This is a genomic window from Paractinoplanes deccanensis, assembly GCF_016862115.1.
GTDB classification, from domain to species: Bacteria; Actinomycetota; Actinomycetes; order Mycobacteriales; family Micromonosporaceae; genus Actinoplanes; species Actinoplanes deccanensis.
The window spans coordinates 71,116-89,117 of sequence record NZ_BOMI01000070.1 but is presented as its reverse complement, the minus strand read 5'-3'; the positions used below and the strand labels follow the sequence as shown (position 1 = coordinate 89,117).

Sequence of the window (18,002 nt, the reverse complement as noted above, 5' to 3'; positions counted from 1 at the left end):
GGTGGGCCTGGTGGGCCTGGTGGGCCTGGTGGGCCTGGTGGGCCTGGTGGGCCTGGTGGGCCTGGTGGGCCTGGTGGGCCTGGTGGGCTACGCGTAGGCGTCGAGGGCCAGCCCTTGGCGCAGCTTGCGCGGCTTCGGCTCAGTGCCCGCGGCCTCGCGGTCGGCGACGGCCTGCTCGATGGCGCCCAGAGCCGGCTTCTCGCTCGCGGGCTTCGGCGCGGGCGCCTCGGCGGCAGCGGGCGAAGTGGCGGGCGCGGTAGCGGGCGCAGCGGGCGTGGTAGCAGGCGCAGCGGCCTCGGAGGCGCCCGCGGCTCGCTGCTCCGCGGCGGCCTTCGACTGGGCGGCCGCGGTCTCCGCCATGTCCTTCAGGCTGTCGCGGGCGCTCTTGAAGGCGGCGGAGGCGAGCGAGCTGAGCGAGGTCATCTGCATGCTTTCCCGTTCGGCCGCGGGGCGGGAATCTGATCGTGGGGCTAGCGGAGCAACCGGACTGCACCCGGCACACACGTAATGTCGAGCTTCAGGGGGCCGACCCGCTCGCCGTCCGCGTAGCCGATGATGTCCTCGGAGCGCAGCCTCACGTGAGATGCCCGAAATGTCCGGACGCGCCTGTCGGTGATGTGGGTGCCGCGGTTCAGGCGGGGCTTGAGCCGGGCCAGGGCCAGGCGCCCGAAGGGCACGGCCACCACCACGTCGAGCAGGCCGTCGCAGGGGTCGGCGCCGGGCAGGATGCGCATGCCGCCGCCGTAGCTCTCGCAGTTGCCGACGGCGACCAGCATGCCGGTGAAGCCGTGGTCGGCGCCGTCGATCTCCAGCTCGTAGACGCGGGGGCGCAGCCGGGCCAGCTCCAGCAGGATCGCCAGGTCGTAGCGTCTGGGGCCGCGCGGCCAGGCCATGCGGTTGGCGCGCTCGTTGACCAGGGCGTCGAAGCCGCCGGCGAGCACCGCGCCGAACCAGCGGACCTCTCCCCCGGCGAGCTCCATCCGGGCGAGGTCGACCCTGATGTCCCGGCCGTCCCGCAGGGCTGCGGCGATCGCCGTGGCGGCGTCGAACACATCAGGGGGGACGCCGGTGCCGGCCGCGAAGTCGTTGCCCGTGCCGGCGGGCACCACGCCGAACGCCGTGGACGCGCCCGCGACCGCCTGGAGCGCCCGGTGGACCGTGCCGTCGCCGCCGACCGCGACCAGGGCCGCCGCCCCGGCCCGCACGGCCGCGTGGCACGCCTGCTCGGCCGAGGCGCCGCTGTGCGCCTCGAGGACGCGCACCTGGCCGGCGGACGACAGAGTGCGCAGCACCCGGGGAAGCAGATCGCGGTGCCGGCCTCGCCCCGCGGAGGGGTTGGCCAGCACCGCGATCTCGTTGCTCGTCACAGCCGAGGAGCGTAGCCGCTAGGAGATGTCGTCGAACCTGCCGTCCAGCGGGCGGGGCTTGGCGACGGGCGCGGGTGCCTCGATCGGGGTCGGTGCCTCGATCGGGTCGGACGCGCCGACCGGCACGCGGTCGTCCTCGAGCGGGGAGATCTGGTCGTCGTCCAGGTCGGCGTAGATCTCCTTGCCGCGGCCCTTGCGCTTGTCGTTGAGGAACGCCACGCCGACGGCGATCCAGTAGAGCAGGACCATGCAGGCGGCGAGCAGCGTCATGCCGAACGGGCCGGGGTCGGGCGTCGCGATCGCCGCGAAGGCGAACGACAGGAACACCACGATCCGCCACCAGCCGGCCAGCCTGCGGGCCGTCACCACGCCGGTGAAGTTGAGCATCAGCAGGATCAACGGGAACTCGAACGCCGCCCCGAAGATCAACAGCATGTTCGTCACGAAGCCGACGTACGACGAGACTTCCAGCTTGGTGCTCTCGCCGAGAACACCGGACTCCATGATGAATTCGAGGCTGTGGCCGACCACCAGGTAGGCCAGGACCGCGCCGGCCACGAACAGCGGCACGGAGATCGCCACGAACACGTACGCCCACTTGCGCTCGTGCCGGTGCAGGCCCGGAGCGATGAACGCCCAGAGCTGGTAGAGCCAGACCGGCGCGCCGACGATGATGCCGACCCACAGCGCGATCTTGAGGCGGAGCAGGAGCTGGTCGCCGACGCCGAGGACGATCCAGTCGCAGTATTGCGTGCCGTCGGCGCGCACCGACTGCGAGCTGGGCAGCCGGCAGTAGGGCTCCTCGAGCAGGTGGAACACCCACTTGGAGAGGATGAAGCCGACGATGAGACCGGCGACGAGGCCCAGCGAGGCGACGAAGAGCCTGTTGCGCAACTCCCTGATGTGGTCGATCAGGGTCATCGAGCCGTCGGCCGCCTGCTGGAACTTGCTAGGCCCCTTGTTGCGGCGCAGGGTCAGCTGCATGACCGGCTGTCAGCGGTCGTTGGTGCGCTGCACCGGGTCGACGTACGGCTGCGCGGGCGGCTGCTGCGGCTGCTGCTGGTAGCCCGGCGCGGCCGGCGGCTGCTGGTAGCCCGGCTGCGGCTGCTGGTAGGGCTGCTGCACCTCGCCCTGGATGGGCTGGCGGCTGTACTGCGGCTCGGCCTTTTCGGCGACGTCGTTGTTGTCGTCGACGAGGCCCTTGGTCTCGGCCTTGATGATCCGCAGCGACCGGCCCAGGGACCGGGCCGCGTCCGGCAGGCGCTTCGCGCCGAACAGCAGCACGAGGACGACCACGAAAACGATGATGTGCCATGGCTTGAGGGCGCCCATGGGTTAACTCCAGTCGGTCGGATCAGGTGTGCGGGGTCCATCGTACGTGTCAAATCTGGGGAAGAACCCCAGCGGACCCCCGGGATTTGGCAAGATCTCCGGAAGTCTTGGACAACGGGGAAGGAACGCGGACGCTACCTCCGCGGTACAGATCTGTAAAGGTTACTTGCGGTCGGGAAGAAGGGCCGCGACGCGCTCCTGCGCCTCCTCGGCCCGCTGCTGCACCTCGAGCACCGTGCGCTGCAGCTCCTCGGCACGCTGCTGGAGCTTCGCGGCCTCGGCCTGGCGGCGCTGCAGCTTCACCGCCGCGCGGCGCAGCCCGCCCAGCCGGCCGAGCAGCCGCCCGCCCGCGACGCCGAGAATGACCAGCGCGACCGCCACCACGGCGATCCAGATCCACATCAGCACCGGGTCACCCTACCGGCCGGGCGTGCTGTACTGATCCAGCGCGGCCGTGGCCTGGTCGTGAATCCGGGTGAGCAGCTCCGGCGGCCCGAGCACCGTCACGTCGGGCCCGAGGCCGAGCAGCAGGCGCTGGGCCCAGCCCAGGTCGGTGACCCGCATGGTCACCACCCACTCGTCGCCGGCCCGGGTGACCTCCTCGACCGGGTAGTACTCGGTGATCCACCGGCTGCCGCGGCCCACCCGCAGCGTCACGAGCTGCAGCTCCGGGCCGGGCCGGAAGACGCCCTCGCTGACGTCGTGCGGCACGGCCTCCTCGGGCGGCAGCGACGGCTCGGCGAGCTCCTCGTACGCGTCGATGCGGTCGACGCGGAACAGCCGCGTGCCCTCGGCGCGCCGGCACCAGGCCTCCAGGTAGGCGCGGCCGTCGACCATCACCATGCGCATCGGGTCGACGACCCGCTCGGTGGTCTCGTCGCGGGCGGCGGTGTAGTACGTCATCCGCAGCGCGTGCCCGCGCTCGACGACCGCCCGGAACTCGTCGAGCCGCTTCTCGTTGCCCGGCAGGCGCACGGCCACGGGCGCGTCGGCCTGGTCACCGGCCGCCGTCTCGATCTTGGCGAGGGCGCGCTCGATGACGTCGCGGTTGCCGGTGCCGGGTGTCTCGGCAAGCATCCGCAGCGCCACCACCAGGGCCAGCGCCTCGTCCTGGGTGAGCCGCAGCGGCCGGTCGATGCCCGCGTCGTGGCTGATCGTGACCGTGGTGTCGTCGAGCGCCATGTCGATCAGGTCGCCGGGCCCGTAGCCGGGCAGCCCGCAGACCCAGAGCAGCTCCAGGTCCTCGCGCAGCGTCTTCTCGGTCACGCCGAAGTCGGCGGCCGCCTCGGCCACCAGGATGCCGGGGCGGGCCAGGAGGTACGGGACGAGGTTGAGCAGCCGGCCCAGCCGGTCGCCGGTCGGTCGTGGCCCTGTCATGACCGTGCCACCACTTCCTTCAGGCGCTGGATGACGGCTTCGCGCACCTCGGGCGGCCCCTCGACCTTGACGTCCGGCCCGTAGCCGACCAGCTTCGAGGCGAGGTACTCGGCGTCGCCGTACGGGATGGTCAGCCGGTCGCCGTCGGGGCCGGGGACCGTGTCGGTGGCCCAGCGGCGCAGCATGGCGCCGCGGCCCTGCTTGACCACGACGGTGGCGCGGCCGTTGTGCGCGACCGGGCCGGACCACTTGGCGACGTGGCTGATCAGGTCGACGTTCTCGGGCGGGACGAAGGCCTCGGCGCGGCCGACCGGGCGCACCGCGCCGACGATGCGCGACAGCCGGAAGCAGCGGGTGGCGCCGCGGTCGCGGTCGTGGCCCACCACGTACCACCGGCCGCGCCAGCACACCACGCCCCAGGGCTCCAGGCGCCGGGTGGCGGGGTCGTCGACCTCGGGCACCCTGTACGAGAACGTCACCGCCCGGCGGTCGCGGGCGGCCGCGGCGAGCGGCCCGAAGGCGGGGTCCACCGTGACGATCGGCTCGACGCCGAGCGTCGCCTGCGGGTCGACCTCGACGCCGGCGGCGCGCAACTTGGCCAGCCCCGAGGAGGCGGCGGCCGCGAGGCCCGCGTGCTGCCACAGCCGGGCGGCGATGCCGACGGCGGCCGCCTCGTCGGGCTCCAGCAGGATGTCCGGCAGCGCGTACTCGCGGTGGGCGATGCGGTAGCCGGGCTCCTGGTCGAAGACGCTGGCCGTGCCCGTCTCGAGCGGCACGCCGAGCTCGCGCAGCTCGGCCTTGTCGCGCTCGAACTTGCGCTGGAAGGCCTCGTGGTCGCGCGGGTCCTCGGGGTCGTGCTCGTAGCCGGGCACGGTCGCGGCGATCTGGGCGGCGGTCAGGAACCTGCGGGTGGACAGCAGGCAGATCACCAGATTCACCAGGCGCTCGGTGCGGGTCCGCGACACGATTGGCAACGCTAGCAGGACGGACGGCGGGGTGACGTACGCGCTACTCCCCCGGGGTTTCCGCCGGCCGCCGGGAGGAGAGGATGCACAGGGTGAGTCCCGCACAGACCCCAGACGAGCAGTTCCCGGTGGGCCTGGCCGCCGCCGAACCGCTCAATCCGATCGATTCGCCCCACAAGTCCGAAGAACCGGAGAATGAGAGCGTCGGCACCGTCATCGTCGCCGGCGCGGCCAATCTGGGCATCGCCGCCGCGAAGCTGGTGGCCGGCCTGATCTCCGGCTCCGCCGCGATGATCTCGGAGTCCGCACACTCGCTGGCCGACACGATCACCGAGGTGTTCCTCTTCGTCGCGCTGCGCCGCGGCGCCCAGCCGGCCGACGAGGAGCACCCGTTCGGCTACGGCAAGGAGGGCTACGTCTGGGCCTTCATCGCCGCGCTGTTCACCTTCGTGGGCGGCGCCGGCTTCTCGATCTACCACGGGGTCATGACGATCATCGAGGGTGAGCACAGCGGGAACTACCTCTGGTCGTACATCGTCCTGGCCGTCTCGTTCGTCGCCGAGGGCATCTCGTTCCTGCGGGCGCGCCGCCAGGTGGCCGGCGAGTCGATGCGCTGGGGCATCAGCTCGTGGCGGTTCCTGCGGCTGACCCCCGACACCACGGTCAAGGCCGTCTACTTCGAGGACTCGGCCGCCCTGATCGGCCTGCTGCTGGCCGGCGCCGGCCTCGCCCTGTCGCAGCTCACCGGCGACGAGATGTGGGACGGTCTCGCCTCGGTGGCGATCGGCGTGCTGCTGTTCCTGGTGGCCGCGATCCTCGCCAAGAGCAACGCGTCGCTGCTGGTCGGCCGGGCCGTGCCGCGCCAGGTGCACAACCAGATCGCCGCCGACCTCAACGCGATCCCGATCGTGGTGGCCGTGCCCACGCTGCTGACCATGCAGCTCGGCCCCGGCGACATCCTGGTCGCCGCCAAGGTCGACTTCCGGGACGACTGCACCGGCGCCGACATCGAGGCCGCCTCCGACGAGGCCGAGCGCCGCCTGCGCGCCCGCTTCCCCGGCATCCGCTACGTCTTCCTCGACCCGACCCGCGGCGCGGCCGGACGCAACCACATCGACGGCGGGGTCGACGGATAGGGTCTGTCGCCATGGTGCGGTGGCGGTCAGGGACAGTTCAGGCGGTACGACGTCAGTGGCGCGGCGCCGTGGAGCTGTCCGTGCTGACCGGCGACGGGCCGGTGCGCGCGCTCGCGTACCCCCAGCTCGTCGGTCTGCCCGAGATCGGCGACCGGGTGCTGCTCAACGTCGGCGCCCTGGTGATGGGCCTGGGCACCGGCGGGTACGCGCTGGTCGTCGCGCTGCCCGACCGGCTGCCGCCCGACCCGGTCGCCGACGGCACCACCCGCGACGCCGGCCACCTGGTCAAGGCCCGCTACACGCCGCTGCAGGTCATCGGCCTCGGCGTCGACGAGGAGGCGTCCCCGCACCGCGCGGTCATGGCGGCCGCGACGTCGCTGGACGGCATGCCGGTGGTCACGGCCGACCTGCACTCGGCGCTCCCGGCGATCCTGGCCGGCATCCGGGCGACACGGGCAACCGCCAAGGTGGCGTACGTGATGACGGACGGCGGGGCGCTGCCCGCATGGTTCTCGCGCACGCTCGACGGCCTCTCCGGCGAGCTCGCCGGCACGGTCACCACCGGCCAGGCGTTCGGCGGCGACCTGGAGGCCGGCACCGTGCACACCGGGCTGCTGGCCGCGCGGCACGTGCTCGGCGCGGACGTCACGGTCGTCGCCCAGGGCCCCGGCAACCTGGGCACGGGCACCGCCTGGGGCTTCTCCGGCGTCGCGCTCGGCGAGGCCGTCAACGCGATCGGCACGCTCGGCGGCCGGCCCGTCGGCTCGCTGCGCCTGTCCACCGGCGACGGCCGCGCCCGGCACCACGGCGTCTCCCATCACAGCCTCACGGCGTACGGCAAAGTGGCTCTGCTCCCCGCCGACCTGCCCGTGCCGGACGGCCTCGACCCCGCCCTGCTGGCGGCCCTGGAGCCGCTGACCGCGCGCCACCGCCTCGTGCCCGTGCCGGTCGGCGGCCTCGACGAGGCGCTGCGCGCCTCCCCCGTCCCCCTGTCGACCATGGGCCGCACCCTGGACGAGGACCACACGTACTTCCTGGCCGCCGCGGCCGCCGGCCGGCACGCCGCGGGCCTGCTAGCCGAGCTTGCGCACGAGGGTGACCCCGTCGCGGACCGGTAGCAGCACGGTCTCCACCCGCTCGTCGGCCACGATCCGGTCGTTCAGGTCACGCACCACCACGTCCGACGGCTGCCGCGGGTCGAGCACGTTCCCCCCGCGCAGCGTGTTGTCCAGCACCATGAGCCCACCGGGCCGCAGCCGCGGCAGCAACTCGTCGTAGTAGCCCGGATAGCCGGTCTTGTCCGCGTCCACGAACGCGAAGTCGATCTCCGCCTCGCCCGGCAGCCGCCGCAGCGTCTCGATCGCCGGCCCCACCCGCAGATCGATCAGCTCGTCCACCGCCGCCCGCACCCAGAACCGCCGGGCCACGTCCGTGTACTCCTCCGACACGTCGCAGCAGATCAGCCGCCCGTCCTTGGGCAGCCCCCGCGCGATGCAGATGCCCGAATAGCCGGTGAAGACGCCCACCTCGACCGCGTAGCGCGCACCGGTCAGCCGCACCAGCATGGTGAGCAGCTCACCCTCGTCGTGCGTGATCTGCATGCCCGCGTCCTCCGGGAACAGCCGCCGGGTCTCCTCCGCCAGGTCCCGCAGCACGTCGTCCCGGGCCGTGCTGTGCGCCAACAGGTAGTCACTGATCGCGTCGCTGATGATTTCCGCCATGCCCCCACCGTCGACCCTGCGCCCCCGCCGCCGCAAGAGCGGGAACCGTCAGCCCGTGCCGAGCGTCCGACTGTTCGTGCGCGCTTTGCCTCGCCTTCTCATGACCGCCCTGGTGCTCGCCGGATGCGCGAAAGCCGAGCCGCCGGACACCGCCGCCGCGGACGCGTCCGTCGACTGCGGCACCTACGTGCTGGAACACGAGGCCCTCCCCGTCCACGCGGGCACCTGCCTGCTGGACGCCGCGCGCACGGGTGCCGTGGCCCGCCTGAAGGTCACCCGCTCGACCGTCGAGGGCGACCCGATCATCACCGCCTACGCCACCCGCCCCGACGGCGCCATCGAGGTCGTCGAGGACACCCGAGCGGACGGCTTCGGCCCCCAGGAGGTCACCCGGGAGACCTGCACGGACGCGAGGCTGGGCGACAACGGGCTCGAACTCAGCGGCTGCACCTCGTAGGAGGCCCTCTTTCCGCGGTCGCCCGGTGGTCAGTGCGGCCCGCAGCAGCCGCGGTCGCATCCGAGGGATCGGCGGTCCCGCCCGCATCGAGCGGACAGCAACGCCACCGGCCCTGCTACGGCCCGCCGGCCCGCCGGCCCGGTCCCGCTCAAGACCCCGCCCGCGCCGCCCGATACGCCCCCGGTGTCATCCCCGTGACCGCCTGAAAGGCCCTCCGCAACTGCGTCTCCCCGCCGAACCCGCAGTCGGCCGCCAGCTCGGCCACGGCCCGGTGCGGATGGAGCCGCAGCAGCCGTCCCGCCTCGGTGACGCGCACGCGGCGGAGCTCGCCGGCGAACGACTCCGGCTCGTCGGCGAAGAGCCGGAACAGCGCCCGCCGCGACAGGTGGCATGCGTGGGCCACCGCGTCCGCGTCCAGACCGGGGTCCCGGAACGAGCGGCGCAGATGCTCGCGGACCCGTTCGCGTGCGAGCTCTCCGGGCGCCGGCGTCGACCCGGCGGCCAGGGTCAGCGCCTCGCTCAGCAGCCCGATGCCGTGCGGGACGTACCGGGCGGGCACCGCCGGGGCCAGGGCGCGGAAGAACGCGGCGACGGGCCCGGCGCCGTCCAGCGGTACGGCGGTGGCCCGGCGCAGCGCGGTCTCCCCGACGAGTCGGCGGGGCACCTGGACGACGACCTGCTCGAACGGGTCGGGGAAGGTGAACCCGAACGGCCGGGTGCTGTCGCAGAAGACCAGGTCACCCGGGCCGAGGCGGGCGGTTCGGCCGTCCTGGCGCACCTCGCTGTGCCCGCTCACCTGGATGGTGGCCAGGGCGTACGCCTCGGCGGTGTCGTCGGTGCGGCGCACCCGGTGCGGGGTGGCGGCGACCGTGGTGACGCGCAGGTCGCCGTCCCCGGCGGGGCGCAGGGTGGCCCGGAACGGGGCGGTTCCCAGCGGCGCGGCGGTCAGCGGGACGAAGGTGCGGGTGATGGCCGTCTGGTAGTCGCCGAACTTCATGACCCCGATTGTGGGTCAGCCGAGGGCCTCCTTGGTTGCGGCGACAACTTCCGCGGGCGGCGGCAGGGCCGGGACGGGGCCGTCCACGGCGGGGCCGACGACGCGGTGCCCGTCCTGGCGGAGGCGTTCGAGGTTGCGGCCGACGACCGGCTTGGCGAGCATCGTGGGGCTCATCATCGGGAAGAAGACGACCGGTGCGGTGGCGGCGAGGATCACGCCGGCGAGCAGGTTCGGGGCGGCGCCGGTCGCGGCGGCCGAGATCATGTTGGCGGTGGCGGGCAGGATCAGGATCGCGTCGTGCGACAGGGCGAGGGCGGCCTGGTTGTCGGTGGGCCACCGGGTGGGGTCGTCGCCGGTGACGACCCGGTCGGCGTGCAGGCCGACGGTCTGCTCGGGCAGGAAGAGCCGCGCCGAGTGGGTCATCACGACGGTGACGGTGGCGCCGAGGTCGTCGCGCAGGGCGGTGAGGTAGGCCGGCAGCCCGGCCACGGACGCGGAGCCGGAGGCCCCGACGAGCAGCTTGGTCATGCGTCAACGGTCGCCGCGCCGGGGCGGCCGCCCGCACACCACGAGTGCCGGGCGGCGCACATCGGGTGCCGTCACTGGGCCGCCCGGGCGGCGATGAACGGCGCCCGGTCGAACAGGAAGCGGCTGTAGACGATTGTGCCGTCGCGCACGGTCACGCATTCGGCGCCGGGCGCGGACGCGACGAGCGTCGTCGCGGAGTCGTACATGATCAGGGCCTTCTCGTCGTCGCCGAAGGCCGCCAGCAGCGTCACGGACTTCAGCATCCGCAGGTACGGGGTGAGGAAGTCGCGGTAGGCGCCGGCGCCGGTCAGCCGGCCGGCCGGGGCGTCGCAGACGATGTCACCGGCGATGTAGGTCATGGCCCGGTCCAGGTCACCGGCCTTCCAGGACTCGTGGTAGGCGAGGGCGGTCCGCAGCGCGAGGCTCATGGTGGCATCTCCTTGGTCGAGGGTCTGCCTGGGTGGACACGCGCGGCGCCCGGATCGGAACGGTCGATGGCAAGATTTCCCGGTGGACGACTTCGGGGAGCTGACCCGCGCGTACGAGCGGGAGCTGCGGCTGCACTGCTACCGGATGCTGGGCTCGCTCACCGACGCCGAGGACGCGACCCAGGAGACGCTGCTCGCGGCGTGGCGCGGCCTGCCCGGCTTCGAGGGCCGCTCGTCGCTGCGGACGTGGCTCTACCGGATCGCCACCAACCGCTGCCTCACCACCCTGCGGTCCAGGCCGCCCGCGCCGGTGGCGCCGTTCGAGCTGCCGGAGCCGACCGGCCACGGCGAGATCACCTGGTTGCAGCCGTTCCCGGACGCGCTGCTGCCGGAGGCCCGGGCGGAGACGGTCGAGGCGGTGGAGCTCGCCTTCGTCGCCGCCCTGCAGCGGATGCCGCCGCGGCAGGCCGCCGCGCTGATCCTGCGCGACGTCCTGGGCTTCACCGGTGCCGAGGTCGCCGAGATGCTCGGCGTGACCGAGACCGTGGTGAAGGGCCTGCTCCAGCGCGCCCGGACCGGCGCCGTTCGCCGTCCGGCGGAGACCGACACGGCGGTCTCGAAGCGGTTCGCCGAGGCGTTCACGACCGGGGACGTCGACGGGGTGGTGGCGCTGCTGACCGACGACGCCTGGCTGAGCATGCCGCCGGCCCCGCACGAGTATCACGGCAGGGCGGCCGTGGCCGCGTTCTTGCGGACCAGCTTCGCGTACGCGAGCGAGCGCGCCCCGGCGTTGCGGCCGGCCCGCGCGAACACGCAGCCCGCCTTCGCCGCCTCGCTGGACGGTGCCTTCGCCGGCGTGATCGTGCTGACCGTGCGCGACGGTCGCATCGCGGCGATCGCCCGCTTCCACGACCCGGCGCTGGCCGGCCGCTTCTAACTCGTCACGATCAGGACGAGCCACCCGGCCAGCACCAGCGCGAGGATCGCCGCCAGCACCCACGTGGGGACGCGGTGGCCGCCCTCGCGGTTGCGCCGGATCTCGGCGCGGATGCGGTCACGCTTGCGGCGTAGGCGGTCGGGCTCCATGGCCCGACCACCATAACCGCACGTCACATGCTGGCGATCAGCCGCTCGACGCGTTCGTCGTACGCCCGGAAGGGGTCCTTGCACAGGACGGTCCGCTGGGCCTGGTCGTTGAGCTTGAGGTGCACCCAGTCGACGGTGAAGTCGCGCCGCTTCTCCTGGGCGTGCCGGATGAACTCGCCGCGCAGGCGGGCCCGCGTCGTCTGCGGCGGGGTCTCCTTGGCCTCGAAGATCTCCAGGTCGTTGGAGATGCGGTCGACCTGCTTGCGCTTCTCCATCAACGCGTAGAGGCCGCGGCCACGCCGCACGTCGTGGTACGCCAGGTCGAGCTGGGCGATGCGCGGGTGGCTCATCGGGATCTCGTGCTTGGCCTGGTAGCGCTCGATCAGCTTGTACTTCGACACCCAGTCGATCTCGCGGGAGACCGGGTCGAGGTCGCCCGACTCGATCGCGTTGAGCACCCGGCCCCACAGCTCGACGACGCGCTTGGCGGTCTGGTCGCCGCCGCGGCGCTCGACGAACTCGGTGGCCTTGGCCAGGTACTCCTGCTGGATCTCGAGGGCGCTGACCTCCTTGTTGTTCGCCAGGCGGATCTTGCGGCGGCCGGTGACGTCGTGGCTGACCTCGCGGATCGCCCGGATCGGGTTCTCCAGGGACAGGTCGCGCATCACCACGCCGGCCTCGATCATCCGCAGCACGATGTCGGCGCTGCCGACCTTGAGCAGCGTGGTGACCTCGTTCATGTTCGAGTCGCCGACGATCACGTGGAGGCGGCGGTAGCGCTCCGCGTCCGCGTGCGGCTCGTCGCGGGTGTTGATGATCGGCCGGGACCGGGTGGTGGCGCTGGAGACGCCCTCCCAGATGTGCTCGGCGCGCTGCGACAGGCAGAACACGGCCCCGCGCGGCGTCTGGAGCACCTTGCCGGCGCCGCAGATCAGCTGGCGGGTCACGAGGAACGGGATCAGGACGTCGGCGAGCCGCCCGAACTCGCCGTGCCGCGACACGAGATAGTTCTCGTGGCAGCCGTACGAGTTGCCGGCGGAATCGGTGTTGTTCTTGAACAGGTAGATCTCCCCCGCGATGCCCTCGTCGTGCAGCCGTTTCTCGGCGTCGACGAGCAGGCCTTCCAGGATCCGCTCACCCGCGCGGTCGTGGGCGACCAGGTCGGTGACGGAGTCGCACTCGGGGGTCGCGTACTCGGGGTGGGAACCGACATCCAGGTAGAGGCGGGCGCCGTTGCGGAGAAAGACGTTGCTGCTGCGTCCCCAGGACACCACTCGGCGGAACAGGTAGCGGGCCACTTCGTCCGGAGACAGCCGCCGCTGCCCCCGGTAGGTGCACGTGACTCCGTACTCGGTCTCGAGGCCGAAAATTCGCCGTTCCATGACGAAACATTAGCCTCATCGGCCACCCGATGGCAGTCACTAGACTCCTGGACAGGATGAACGTTCTGGTCACCGGTGGCGCCGGCTTCCTCGGCTCGCACTTCGTGCGGGCCGTCCTGGCCGACCGGCTGCCGGGGCTCGAGGGCGCGTCCGTCACGATCCTGGACAAGCTGTCGTACGGTACGGCGAGCTTCGACACCCTCGGCGACGTCGCCCACGCCAAGCGCCTCGACTTCGTGCCCGGCGACGCCTGCGACCCCGCGCTCGTCGGCGCGCTGGTCCCGCGCTGCGACACGATCGTCCACGCCGCCTTCGCCGGCCAGGCGTCCCACGTCCTGGCGACCTCGGTGCTGCTCAGCGCCGCCCAGCGCCACGGATCCGCCCGATTTGTGCACATGTCCTGCGAAACGGCCTGCGGCCCGGGCGGCCCCCACCCGGAGAGCGCCCGGCTCGCGCCCACCTCACCCGCCGCGGCGGCCCTCGCCGGCGCCGACCTGCTCGCCGTGGCCTTCCACCGCACCCACGGCCTGCCCGCCATGGTCGTGCGCGGCAGCACGACGTACGGCACCCACCAGCACCCCGCCGGCGTCCTCCCCCGGGCCGTGACGCGGCTCCTGGACGGCGGGACGGTGCCCCTGCGCGCGGACCGCGAACGCGACTGGCTGCACGTCGACGACCACTGCCGCGCCATCGCCCTGGTGCTGGCCCGCGGCCGGCCCGGCGAGACCTACCACGTGGGCGGCTCGGTCGAGCTCAGCGAACGCGCGCTGATCGCGATGGTGCTCGACGAGATGGGCGCCGGCCCCGACAGGGTGGCCGACGCGCCCCTGCCCACCGGCGACGACCTGCGCTGCGTCCTCGACGACGGCAAGATCCGCGACGAGCTGGGCTGGCAGCCCCAGGTCGAGTTCGCCACCGGGCTCGCGGCGACCATCCGGTGGTACCGCGAGCATCCGGGCTGGTGGCGACCCCAGATCGGCTGACACGGGGCGCGGCACGCCCGCGCCCCGCGCGCCGTCAGGAACCGTCGCCGTTGACGCCGTCGGCCGGCTCGGACGGGTCGGCGTCGCCGGCCTTCGCCTTCGCCGCCTCGCCGCTCTTGTCCTCGGTGTCCTCCGACGCCGCGGACACGGTCGGCTTGTCGCCCGCCGGGTTCGGCGGGGCGGCGTCCACGTCACCCAGCTCCTTCTCCGGCACGTCCTTGCCGCCCTCGAGCAGCGTGGTCAGCGCCGCCCCGGCGATACGCCGGAACGCGCGGCCCTTGCGGCGACGGTCGAGCACCGCCACCTCCAGCTGCTTCGCGTCCAGCTTGCGGGTCTGGCCGTTCTCGCCGCCCACGCTGCCCAGCGCCTCGGCCGCCAGCGCCAGCGCCGCCGGCAGGTCGGCCGCCGTGTCGTGCCGCTCTCGCAGCACGTTCGAGATCGCCTCGGCCTGCCCGCCCATCGCCATGAACCCCGGCTCGTCCATCACCGAGCCGTCGTACGTGATCCGGTACAGCTCGTCGGTCTCCGGCGAGGCGCCGACCTGCGCCACGCAGATCTCCACCTCGTACGGCTTCTGCGTCTCCGTGAAGATCGCACCGAGCGTCTGCGTGTACGCGTTCGCCAGGCCGCGCCCGGTCACGTCCCGCCGGTCGTAGCTGTAGCCGTTGAGATCGGCCATCCGCACGCCGGCCCGGCGCAGGTTCTCGAACTCGTTGTACCGCCCGACAGCGGCGAACCCGATCTTGTCGTAGATCTCGCTGATCTTGCGAAGGGTGGTGATGTTCTCGGCGACCAGCAGGATGCCGCCCTCGTACGTCAGCACCACGGCGGAGCGGCCGCGGGCGATGCCCTTGCGGGCGTACTCCGAGCGGTCCCGCTGGACCTGCTCGGGTGATGCGTAGAACTGCATGGCCACGGGTGGCTACTCCCTCATGAAGTCGACTGCGGGTCTTGTCTTCCCGGGCGCGCTCAGCCGCCCGGGTTCTCCATGCGGCCGGAAACCACCTGCTCGGCCACCGCGGTGATCTCCTCCTCGGACAGACGGTGCGTCCCGTTCGCCGTCGCGGTCATCACCACCGGGAAAATCTTGCGGGTCAGATCGGGCCCGCCCGTCGCGGTGTCGTCGTCGGCCGCGTCGTAGAGCGCCTCCACGGCCAGCCGGACGGCCTCGTCGGTGCTCAGGCCCGGCCGGTACTTCTTCTTCAGCGCCGACTTCGCGAACAGCGAACCCGAGCCGATCGAGTCGTAGCCCGTCTCCTCGTACAGCCCACCGGCCACGTCGAAGCTGAAGATGCGCCCCACCCGGGACGGATCCGACGGCGACAGGTCGAAGCCCGCGAACAACGGCACGACCGCCAGGCCCTGCATCGCCGCGCCCAGATTGCCGCGCACCATGCCGGCCAGCCGGTTCGCCTTGCCGTCGAGCGAGAGCATCGTGCCCTCGATCTTCTCGTAGTGCTCCAGCTCCACCTGGAACAGCCGCATCAGCTCGATGCCGATACCCGCCGTGCCGGCGATGCCGATCAGCGAGTAGGAATCGGCCGGATGCACCTTCTCGATGTCCCGGCTCGCGATCAGATTGCCCATGGTCGCCCGCCGGTCGCCGCCCATCACCACACCGTCAGCGGTGGCGATCGCCACGATCGTCGTACCGTGCGGCGCGATGTCCGCGGACAGCCCCGGCGGCAGCGGCCGGCGCCCCGGCAGCAACTCGGGGGCCGCGTGCGTCAGGAACTGCGTGAAGGAGGACGTCCCCGAGTTGGTGAAGAAATCCGGTAGACGCCCGGATGGATCAAAGTCCTTTGCCACGTGGTTCCTTTCAGATACGTGATCGCCTCGGCAAGGTAGGCCGGACTGTCCCGGAACTGCCCGAGCCCGCCGTTGCAGTTGAAGCACAATATCCCGCGCACCCACCCGGTGCGATGATCGTGATCGACGTGTTGAGGGTCGGGCGCGCCACAGATCGCACACACCCCACCCTGCTCCGCCAGCAGCTCTTTGGCCTCGGCATCCGTGATGCCGTAGCGGTGCCGCAGGTGGTACTCGCGCGTTCCGCCGTAGAGCCGCTGTTTTGCCTCCCGGCCACGAGCGTTGTGACAGGGACGGCAATACGTGTGATAGCCACTCTTCGACGCCTTGGTGCGCGCGAAGTCGACGAGCGGCTTGACCTCCTCGCAGTCGGGGCACCACTTCGAGCCCTCGGGCACCGGCTCGGATGCTCGCCGCTGCTCCTTGACCCCGCGCTTACGACGGCTGGCCTCCGACCGCTCAGCAGCGCACTGCTTGCAGTAGAAGGCCAGTCCGTCCGGCCGCCGGGCGTTCCGGTGAAACTCGCTCACCGGCAACGCCCGACCGCATTGAGGGCAGTGCTTAAGGTCCGATCCCCGTAAATCGGACATATCGGTCACTGGCCCCCTTTTTGGACGTATCCCCTCACAAATTCTTCTGCGTTCTCTTCGAGGACGGAGTCGATTTCGTCGAGCAGATCGTCGACGTCCTCGGTGATTTCGGCGTGCCGCTCGGCTACCTCCGGGTTGGCCTCAGTGGTGACTTCCTCAACCTCTGAGTCCTGCCGGCCCTTGCCGGACTGCGACTGACCGCCGGTGTCTCGAGTTGCCATGGGGTACCACCTTTCTAGCCACCCGAAGCCCGCGACATCGGGTGGCTAAAACCTACCTCGCCGTTATGACAAAAAACCGCCCGCGGCCGCTCGTGTTTCTCAGCGGCTCGTGATCACCTCGAGCAGGTCCTTCGCGCTCTCGCACTTGTCGAACAGGGCCCCGACGTGCTTCTTCGTCCCGCGCTCGGGCTCCATCATCGGCACCCGCACGAGCGACTCGCGCCCGACGTCGAAGATGACCGAGTCCCAGCTGGCCGCGACCACTTCGGACGCGTACTGGGCGAGGCAGCGGCCGCGGAAGTAGGCGCGCGTGTCCTCCGGCGGCTCGGACATGGCCATCTGCACGTCGGCCGGGTCGAGCAGCGTCTTCATCGAGCCGCGCGCCACGAGCCGGTGGTAGAGGCCTTTCTCGGGCCGTACGTCGGCGTATTGCAGGTCGACGAGCTGGAGTTTCGGCGACGACCAGGCGAGGTTCTCGCGTTCGCGGTAGCCCTCGAGGAGCCGCAGCTTGGCCACCCAGTCGAGGCTGTCGGCGCACTCCATGGGGTCGCGCCCGAGCTTGTCGAGCACGTCCTCCCACCGGTCGAGGATGTCGAGGGTCTGCTCGTCGGCGTCGTCGCCCTCGCGCTCCTCGACGAACGCGCGGGCGCGCTCGTAGTAGGCCCATTGCAGGTCGAGGGCGGTGAGCCGGCGGCCGTCGCGCAGCCGGATGAGGTGGGCGAGGGAGGGGTCGTGGCTGACCGACTTGAGCTCGCTGACGGGGTCGGCGATGCCGAGGTCGCCGCTGAAGACCTTTTCCTCGATCATGTTGAGGACGAGCGAGGTGGTGCCGGCCTTGAGGTAGGTGGCGATCTCGGAGAGGTTGGCGTCGCCGATGATGACGTGCAGGCGCCGGTATTTGTCGGCGTCGGCGTGGGGTTCGTCGCGGGTGTTGATGATCGGCCGTTTGAGGGTGGTCTCGAGCCCGACCTCGACCTCGAAGAAGTCGGCGCGGGAGGAGATCTGGAAGCCGGCGCCGGAGCCGTCCTGGCCGATGCCGACGCGGCCGGCGCCGCAGAAGATCTGCCGGGTGACGAAGAACGGCGTGAGGTGGGCGACGATGTCGGCGAAGGGTGTCTGGCGGCGCATGAGGTAGTTCTCGTGCGAGCCGTACGAGGCGCCCTTGTTGTCGGTGTTGTTCTTGTAGAGCTGGATGCGGTGGGTGCCGGGGATGGTGGCGGCACGCCGGGACGCCTCGGCCATGACGCGTTCGCCGGCTTTGTCCCACTTGACGACGTCGAGCGGGTTGGTCACCTCGGGGGTGCTGTATTCGGGGTGCGCGTGGTCGACGTAGAGCCGGGCGCCGTTGGTCAGTATCACGTTGGCCAGGCCGAGGTCTTCGTCGGCGAGGGCGTCCGCGGGGTCGTAGGCGGCTCCGCTGTAGGTGAAGCCGCGGGCGTCGCGCAGCGGCGACTCCTCCTCGTAGTCCCATCGGGCCCGGCCGCCGCGGTTGAGTTCGGGTCGTGCGCCGTAGGCGTTGACCACCTGGGACGAGGTGACCATCGGGTTGGCGCCGGGCTGCCCCGGCACGGAGATGCCGTACTCGACTTCGGTGCCCATAATCCGTCGAACGCTCATGCCATT

At 71.8% G+C, this 18,002-nt stretch carries 23 protein-coding genes; 5 read left to right on the top strand and 18 right to left on the bottom strand.

Annotation, left to right across the window (positions count from 1 at the left end):
* Nucleotides 1–87: 87 nt before the first annotated feature.
* The 7 genes from Ade02nite_RS19120 to Ade02nite_RS19090 all read right to left on the bottom strand — a co-directional run bounded on the left by Ade02nite_RS19120 (nucleotide 88) and on the right by Ade02nite_RS19090 (nucleotide 5,041).
* Entirely contained in the window at nucleotides 88–429 is a 342-nt protein-coding gene (locus Ade02nite_RS19120) for a hypothetical protein (RefSeq protein WP_203765092.1), read from the bottom strand.
* A 41-nt stretch (nucleotides 430–470) separates the two neighbouring features.
* The gene (locus Ade02nite_RS19115; RefSeq protein ID WP_203765091.1) at nucleotides 471–1,367 is read right to left on the bottom strand and encodes a diacylglycerol kinase family protein; all 897 of its coding nucleotides are present in this window, start codon (nucleotides 1,365–1,367) and stop codon (nucleotides 471–473) included.
* An 18-nt stretch (nucleotides 1,368–1,385) separates the two neighbouring features.
* Nucleotides 1,386–2,351, bottom strand: coding sequence for a twin-arginine translocase subunit TatC (tatC, locus tag Ade02nite_RS19110; RefSeq protein WP_203765090.1), 966 nt, complete (start codon nucleotides 2,349–2,351; stop codon nucleotides 1,386–1,388).
* Between the two features lie 9 nt (nucleotides 2,352–2,360).
* On the bottom strand, nucleotides 2,361–2,699 hold the full coding sequence (gene tatA, locus Ade02nite_RS19105) for a Sec-independent protein translocase subunit TatA (RefSeq protein ID WP_203765082.1): 339 nt from the start codon (nucleotides 2,697–2,699) through the stop codon (nucleotides 2,361–2,363).
* A gap of 162 nt (nucleotides 2,700–2,861) precedes the next feature.
* Nucleotides 2,862–3,101, bottom strand: a complete 240-nt coding sequence (locus Ade02nite_RS19100; protein ID WP_203765128.1) for a hypothetical protein — start codon at nucleotides 3,099–3,101, stop codon at nucleotides 2,862–2,864.
* A 15-nt stretch (nucleotides 3,102–3,116) separates the two neighbouring features.
* Nucleotides 3,117–4,076, bottom strand: coding sequence for a helix-turn-helix transcriptional regulator (locus Ade02nite_RS19095; RefSeq protein WP_203765079.1), 960 nt, complete (start codon nucleotides 4,074–4,076; stop codon nucleotides 3,117–3,119).
* A complete protein-coding gene (locus Ade02nite_RS19090; protein WP_203765071.1) occupies nucleotides 4,073–5,041 on the bottom strand; it encodes a helix-turn-helix transcriptional regulator in 969 nt (322 codons plus the stop codon). The genes Ade02nite_RS19095 and Ade02nite_RS19090 overlap by 4 nt, the downstream gene beginning before the upstream one ends.
* A gap of 161 nt (nucleotides 5,042–5,202) precedes the next feature.
* Here Ade02nite_RS19090 and Ade02nite_RS19085 point away from each other — a divergent pair, with 161 nt between their 5' ends.
* Together Ade02nite_RS19085 and Ade02nite_RS19080 are read left to right on the top strand one after the other, a co-directional pair.
* Nucleotides 5,203–6,177, top strand: coding sequence for a cation diffusion facilitator family transporter (locus Ade02nite_RS19085; RefSeq protein WP_239168875.1), 975 nt, complete (start codon nucleotides 5,203–5,205; stop codon nucleotides 6,175–6,177).
* A gap of 11 nt (nucleotides 6,178–6,188) precedes the next feature.
* On the top strand, nucleotides 6,189–7,295 hold the full coding sequence (locus tag Ade02nite_RS19080) for a DUF3866 family protein (RefSeq protein ID WP_203765055.1): 1,107 nt from the start codon (nucleotides 6,189–6,191) through the stop codon (nucleotides 7,293–7,295).
* Here Ade02nite_RS19080 and Ade02nite_RS19075 read toward each other — a convergent pair.
* Complete coding sequence (locus Ade02nite_RS19075; RefSeq protein ID WP_203765052.1) at nucleotides 7,251–7,898, bottom strand: O-methyltransferase; 648 nt, start codon at nucleotides 7,896–7,898, stop codon at nucleotides 7,251–7,253. The genes Ade02nite_RS19080 and Ade02nite_RS19075 overlap by 45 nt on opposite strands.
* A 55-nt stretch (nucleotides 7,899–7,953) precedes the next feature.
* Here Ade02nite_RS19075 and Ade02nite_RS19070 point away from each other — a divergent pair, with 55 nt between their 5' ends.
* Nucleotides 7,954–8,355, top strand: a complete 402-nt coding sequence (locus tag Ade02nite_RS19070) for a DUF4362 domain-containing protein (RefSeq protein WP_203765050.1) — start codon at nucleotides 7,954–7,956, stop codon at nucleotides 8,353–8,355.
* A gap of 148 nt (nucleotides 8,356–8,503) precedes the next feature.
* Here Ade02nite_RS19070 and Ade02nite_RS19065 read toward each other — a convergent pair whose 3' ends face one another.
* The 3 genes from Ade02nite_RS19065 to Ade02nite_RS19055 form a co-directional block, all read right to left on the bottom strand.
* Nucleotides 8,504–9,352, bottom strand: a complete 849-nt coding sequence (locus Ade02nite_RS19065; protein WP_203765048.1) for an AraC family transcriptional regulator — start codon at nucleotides 9,350–9,352, stop codon at nucleotides 8,504–8,506.
* A 15-nt stretch (nucleotides 9,353–9,367) separates the two neighbouring features.
* Nucleotides 9,368–9,880 carry a flavoprotein gene (locus tag Ade02nite_RS19060; protein WP_203765047.1) on the bottom strand — a complete coding sequence of 171 codons (513 nt, stop codon included), beginning with the start codon at nucleotides 9,878–9,880 and terminating at the stop codon, nucleotides 9,368–9,370.
* Between the two features lie 71 nt (nucleotides 9,881–9,951).
* Nucleotides 9,952–10,308, bottom strand: coding sequence for a nuclear transport factor 2 family protein (locus tag Ade02nite_RS19055; protein ID WP_203765044.1), 357 nt, complete (start codon nucleotides 10,306–10,308; stop codon nucleotides 9,952–9,954).
* Nucleotides 10,309–10,390: 82 nt separating this feature from the next.
* Between Ade02nite_RS19055 and Ade02nite_RS19050 the strand changes: the two genes are divergently transcribed.
* Nucleotides 10,391–11,245 carry an RNA polymerase subunit sigma-70 gene (locus tag Ade02nite_RS19050; protein ID WP_239168874.1) on the top strand — a complete coding sequence of 285 codons (855 nt, stop codon included), beginning with the start codon at nucleotides 10,391–10,393 and terminating at the stop codon, nucleotides 11,243–11,245.
* Here Ade02nite_RS19050 and Ade02nite_RS19045 read toward each other — a convergent pair.
* Both Ade02nite_RS19045 and pafA read right to left on the bottom strand, forming a co-directional pair.
* Nucleotides 11,242–11,394 (bottom strand): hypothetical protein, encoded by a 153-nt coding sequence (locus Ade02nite_RS19045; protein WP_203765041.1) that lies wholly within the window; start codon nucleotides 11,392–11,394, stop codon nucleotides 11,242–11,244. The genes Ade02nite_RS19050 and Ade02nite_RS19045 overlap by 4 nt on opposite strands.
* 23 nt (nucleotides 11,395–11,417) lie before the next feature.
* Nucleotides 11,418–12,776: a Pup--protein ligase gene (pafA, locus tag Ade02nite_RS19040; RefSeq protein WP_203379869.1), complete on the bottom strand. Its 1,359-nt coding sequence runs from the start codon at nucleotides 12,774–12,776 to the stop codon at nucleotides 11,418–11,420.
* Nucleotides 12,777–12,832: 56 nt separating this feature from the next.
* Here pafA and Ade02nite_RS19035 point away from each other — a divergent pair, with 56 nt between their 5' ends.
* Entirely contained in the window at nucleotides 12,833–13,759 is a 927-nt protein-coding gene (locus Ade02nite_RS19035; RefSeq protein ID WP_203765038.1) for a dTDP-glucose 4,6-dehydratase, read from the top strand.
* A 34-nt stretch (nucleotides 13,760–13,793) separates the two neighbouring features.
* On the opposite strand, the gene prcA is transcribed toward Ade02nite_RS19035, so the two are convergent.
* The 5 genes from prcA to dop all read right to left on the bottom strand — a co-directional run bounded on the left by prcA (nucleotide 13,794) and on the right by dop (nucleotide 17,996).
* On the bottom strand, nucleotides 13,794–14,675 hold the full coding sequence (prcA, locus tag Ade02nite_RS19030; RefSeq protein WP_203765035.1) for a proteasome subunit alpha: 882 nt from the start codon (nucleotides 14,673–14,675) through the stop codon (nucleotides 13,794–13,796).
* Between the two features lie 53 nt (nucleotides 14,676–14,728).
* Nucleotides 14,729–15,568 carry a proteasome subunit beta gene (gene prcB / locus Ade02nite_RS19025; protein WP_203765030.1) on the bottom strand — a complete coding sequence of 280 codons (840 nt, stop codon included), beginning with the start codon at nucleotides 15,566–15,568 and terminating at the stop codon, nucleotides 14,729–14,731.
* Nucleotides 15,487–16,098 (bottom strand): endonuclease VII domain-containing protein, encoded by a 612-nt coding sequence (locus Ade02nite_RS19020; RefSeq protein ID WP_239168873.1) that lies wholly within the window; start codon nucleotides 16,096–16,098, stop codon nucleotides 15,487–15,489. Before Ade02nite_RS19020 ends, prcB begins: the two co-directional genes overlap by 82 nt.
* 65 nt (nucleotides 16,099–16,163) lie before the next feature.
* Nucleotides 16,164–16,379: a ubiquitin-like protein Pup gene (locus Ade02nite_RS19015; protein WP_203765022.1), complete on the bottom strand. Its 216-nt coding sequence runs from the start codon at nucleotides 16,377–16,379 to the stop codon at nucleotides 16,164–16,166.
* A gap of 99 nt (nucleotides 16,380–16,478) precedes the next feature.
* Nucleotides 16,479–17,996 carry a depupylase/deamidase Dop gene (dop, locus tag Ade02nite_RS19010; RefSeq protein WP_344301397.1) on the bottom strand — a complete coding sequence of 506 codons (1,518 nt, stop codon included), beginning with the start codon at nucleotides 17,994–17,996 and terminating at the stop codon, nucleotides 16,479–16,481.
* Between the last annotated feature and the right edge of the window lie 6 nt (nucleotides 17,997–18,002).

Excerpts from the sequence above, each read along its gene's own strand:
- Ade02nite_RS19120 (WP_203765092.1), bottom strand. The coding sequence starts at position 429 with ATGCAGATGACCTCGCTCAGCTCGCTCGCCTCCGCCGCCTTCAAGAGC.
- tatC (WP_203765090.1), bottom strand. The coding sequence starts at position 2,351 with ATGCAGCTGACCCTGCGCCGCAACAAGGGGCCTAGCAAGTTCCAGCAG.
- tatA (WP_203765082.1), bottom strand. The coding sequence starts at position 2,699 with ATGGGCGCCCTCAAGCCATGGCACATCATCGTTTTCGTGGTCGTCCTC.
- Ade02nite_RS19100 (WP_203765128.1), bottom strand. The coding sequence starts at position 3,101 with ATGTGGATCTGGATCGCCGTGGTGGCGGTCGCGCTGGTCATTCTCGGC.
- Ade02nite_RS19095 (WP_203765079.1), bottom strand. The coding sequence starts at position 4,076 with ATGACAGGGCCACGACCGACCGGCGACCGGCTGGGCCGGCTGCTCAAC.
- Ade02nite_RS19080 (WP_203765055.1), top strand. The coding sequence starts at position 6,189 with ATGGTGCGGTGGCGGTCAGGGACAGTTCAGGCGGTACGACGTCAGTGG.
- Ade02nite_RS19075 (WP_203765052.1), bottom strand. The coding sequence starts at position 7,898 with ATGGCGGAAATCATCAGCGACGCGATCAGTGACTACCTGTTGGCGCAC.
- Ade02nite_RS19065 (WP_203765048.1), bottom strand. The coding sequence starts at position 9,352 with ATGAAGTTCGGCGACTACCAGACGGCCATCACCCGCACCTTCGTCCCG.
- Ade02nite_RS19060 (WP_203765047.1), bottom strand. The coding sequence starts at position 9,880 with ATGACCAAGCTGCTCGTCGGGGCCTCCGGCTCCGCGTCCGTGGCCGGG.
- Ade02nite_RS19055 (WP_203765044.1), bottom strand. The coding sequence starts at position 10,308 with ATGAGCCTCGCGCTGCGGACCGCCCTCGCCTACCACGAGTCCTGGAAG.
- Ade02nite_RS19045 (WP_203765041.1), bottom strand. The coding sequence starts at position 11,394 with ATGGAGCCCGACCGCCTACGCCGCAAGCGTGACCGCATCCGCGCCGAG.
- pafA (WP_203379869.1), bottom strand. The coding sequence starts at position 12,776 with ATGGAACGGCGAATTTTCGGCCTCGAGACCGAGTACGGAGTCACGTGC.
- Ade02nite_RS19035 (WP_203765038.1), top strand. The coding sequence starts at position 12,833 with ATGAACGTTCTGGTCACCGGTGGCGCCGGCTTCCTCGGCTCGCACTTC.
- Ade02nite_RS19015 (WP_203765022.1), bottom strand. The coding sequence starts at position 16,379 with ATGGCAACTCGAGACACCGGCGGTCAGTCGCAGTCCGGCAAGGGCCGG.
- dop (WP_344301397.1), bottom strand. The coding sequence starts at position 17,996 with ATGAGCGTTCGACGGATTATGGGCACCGAAGTCGAGTACGGCATCTCC.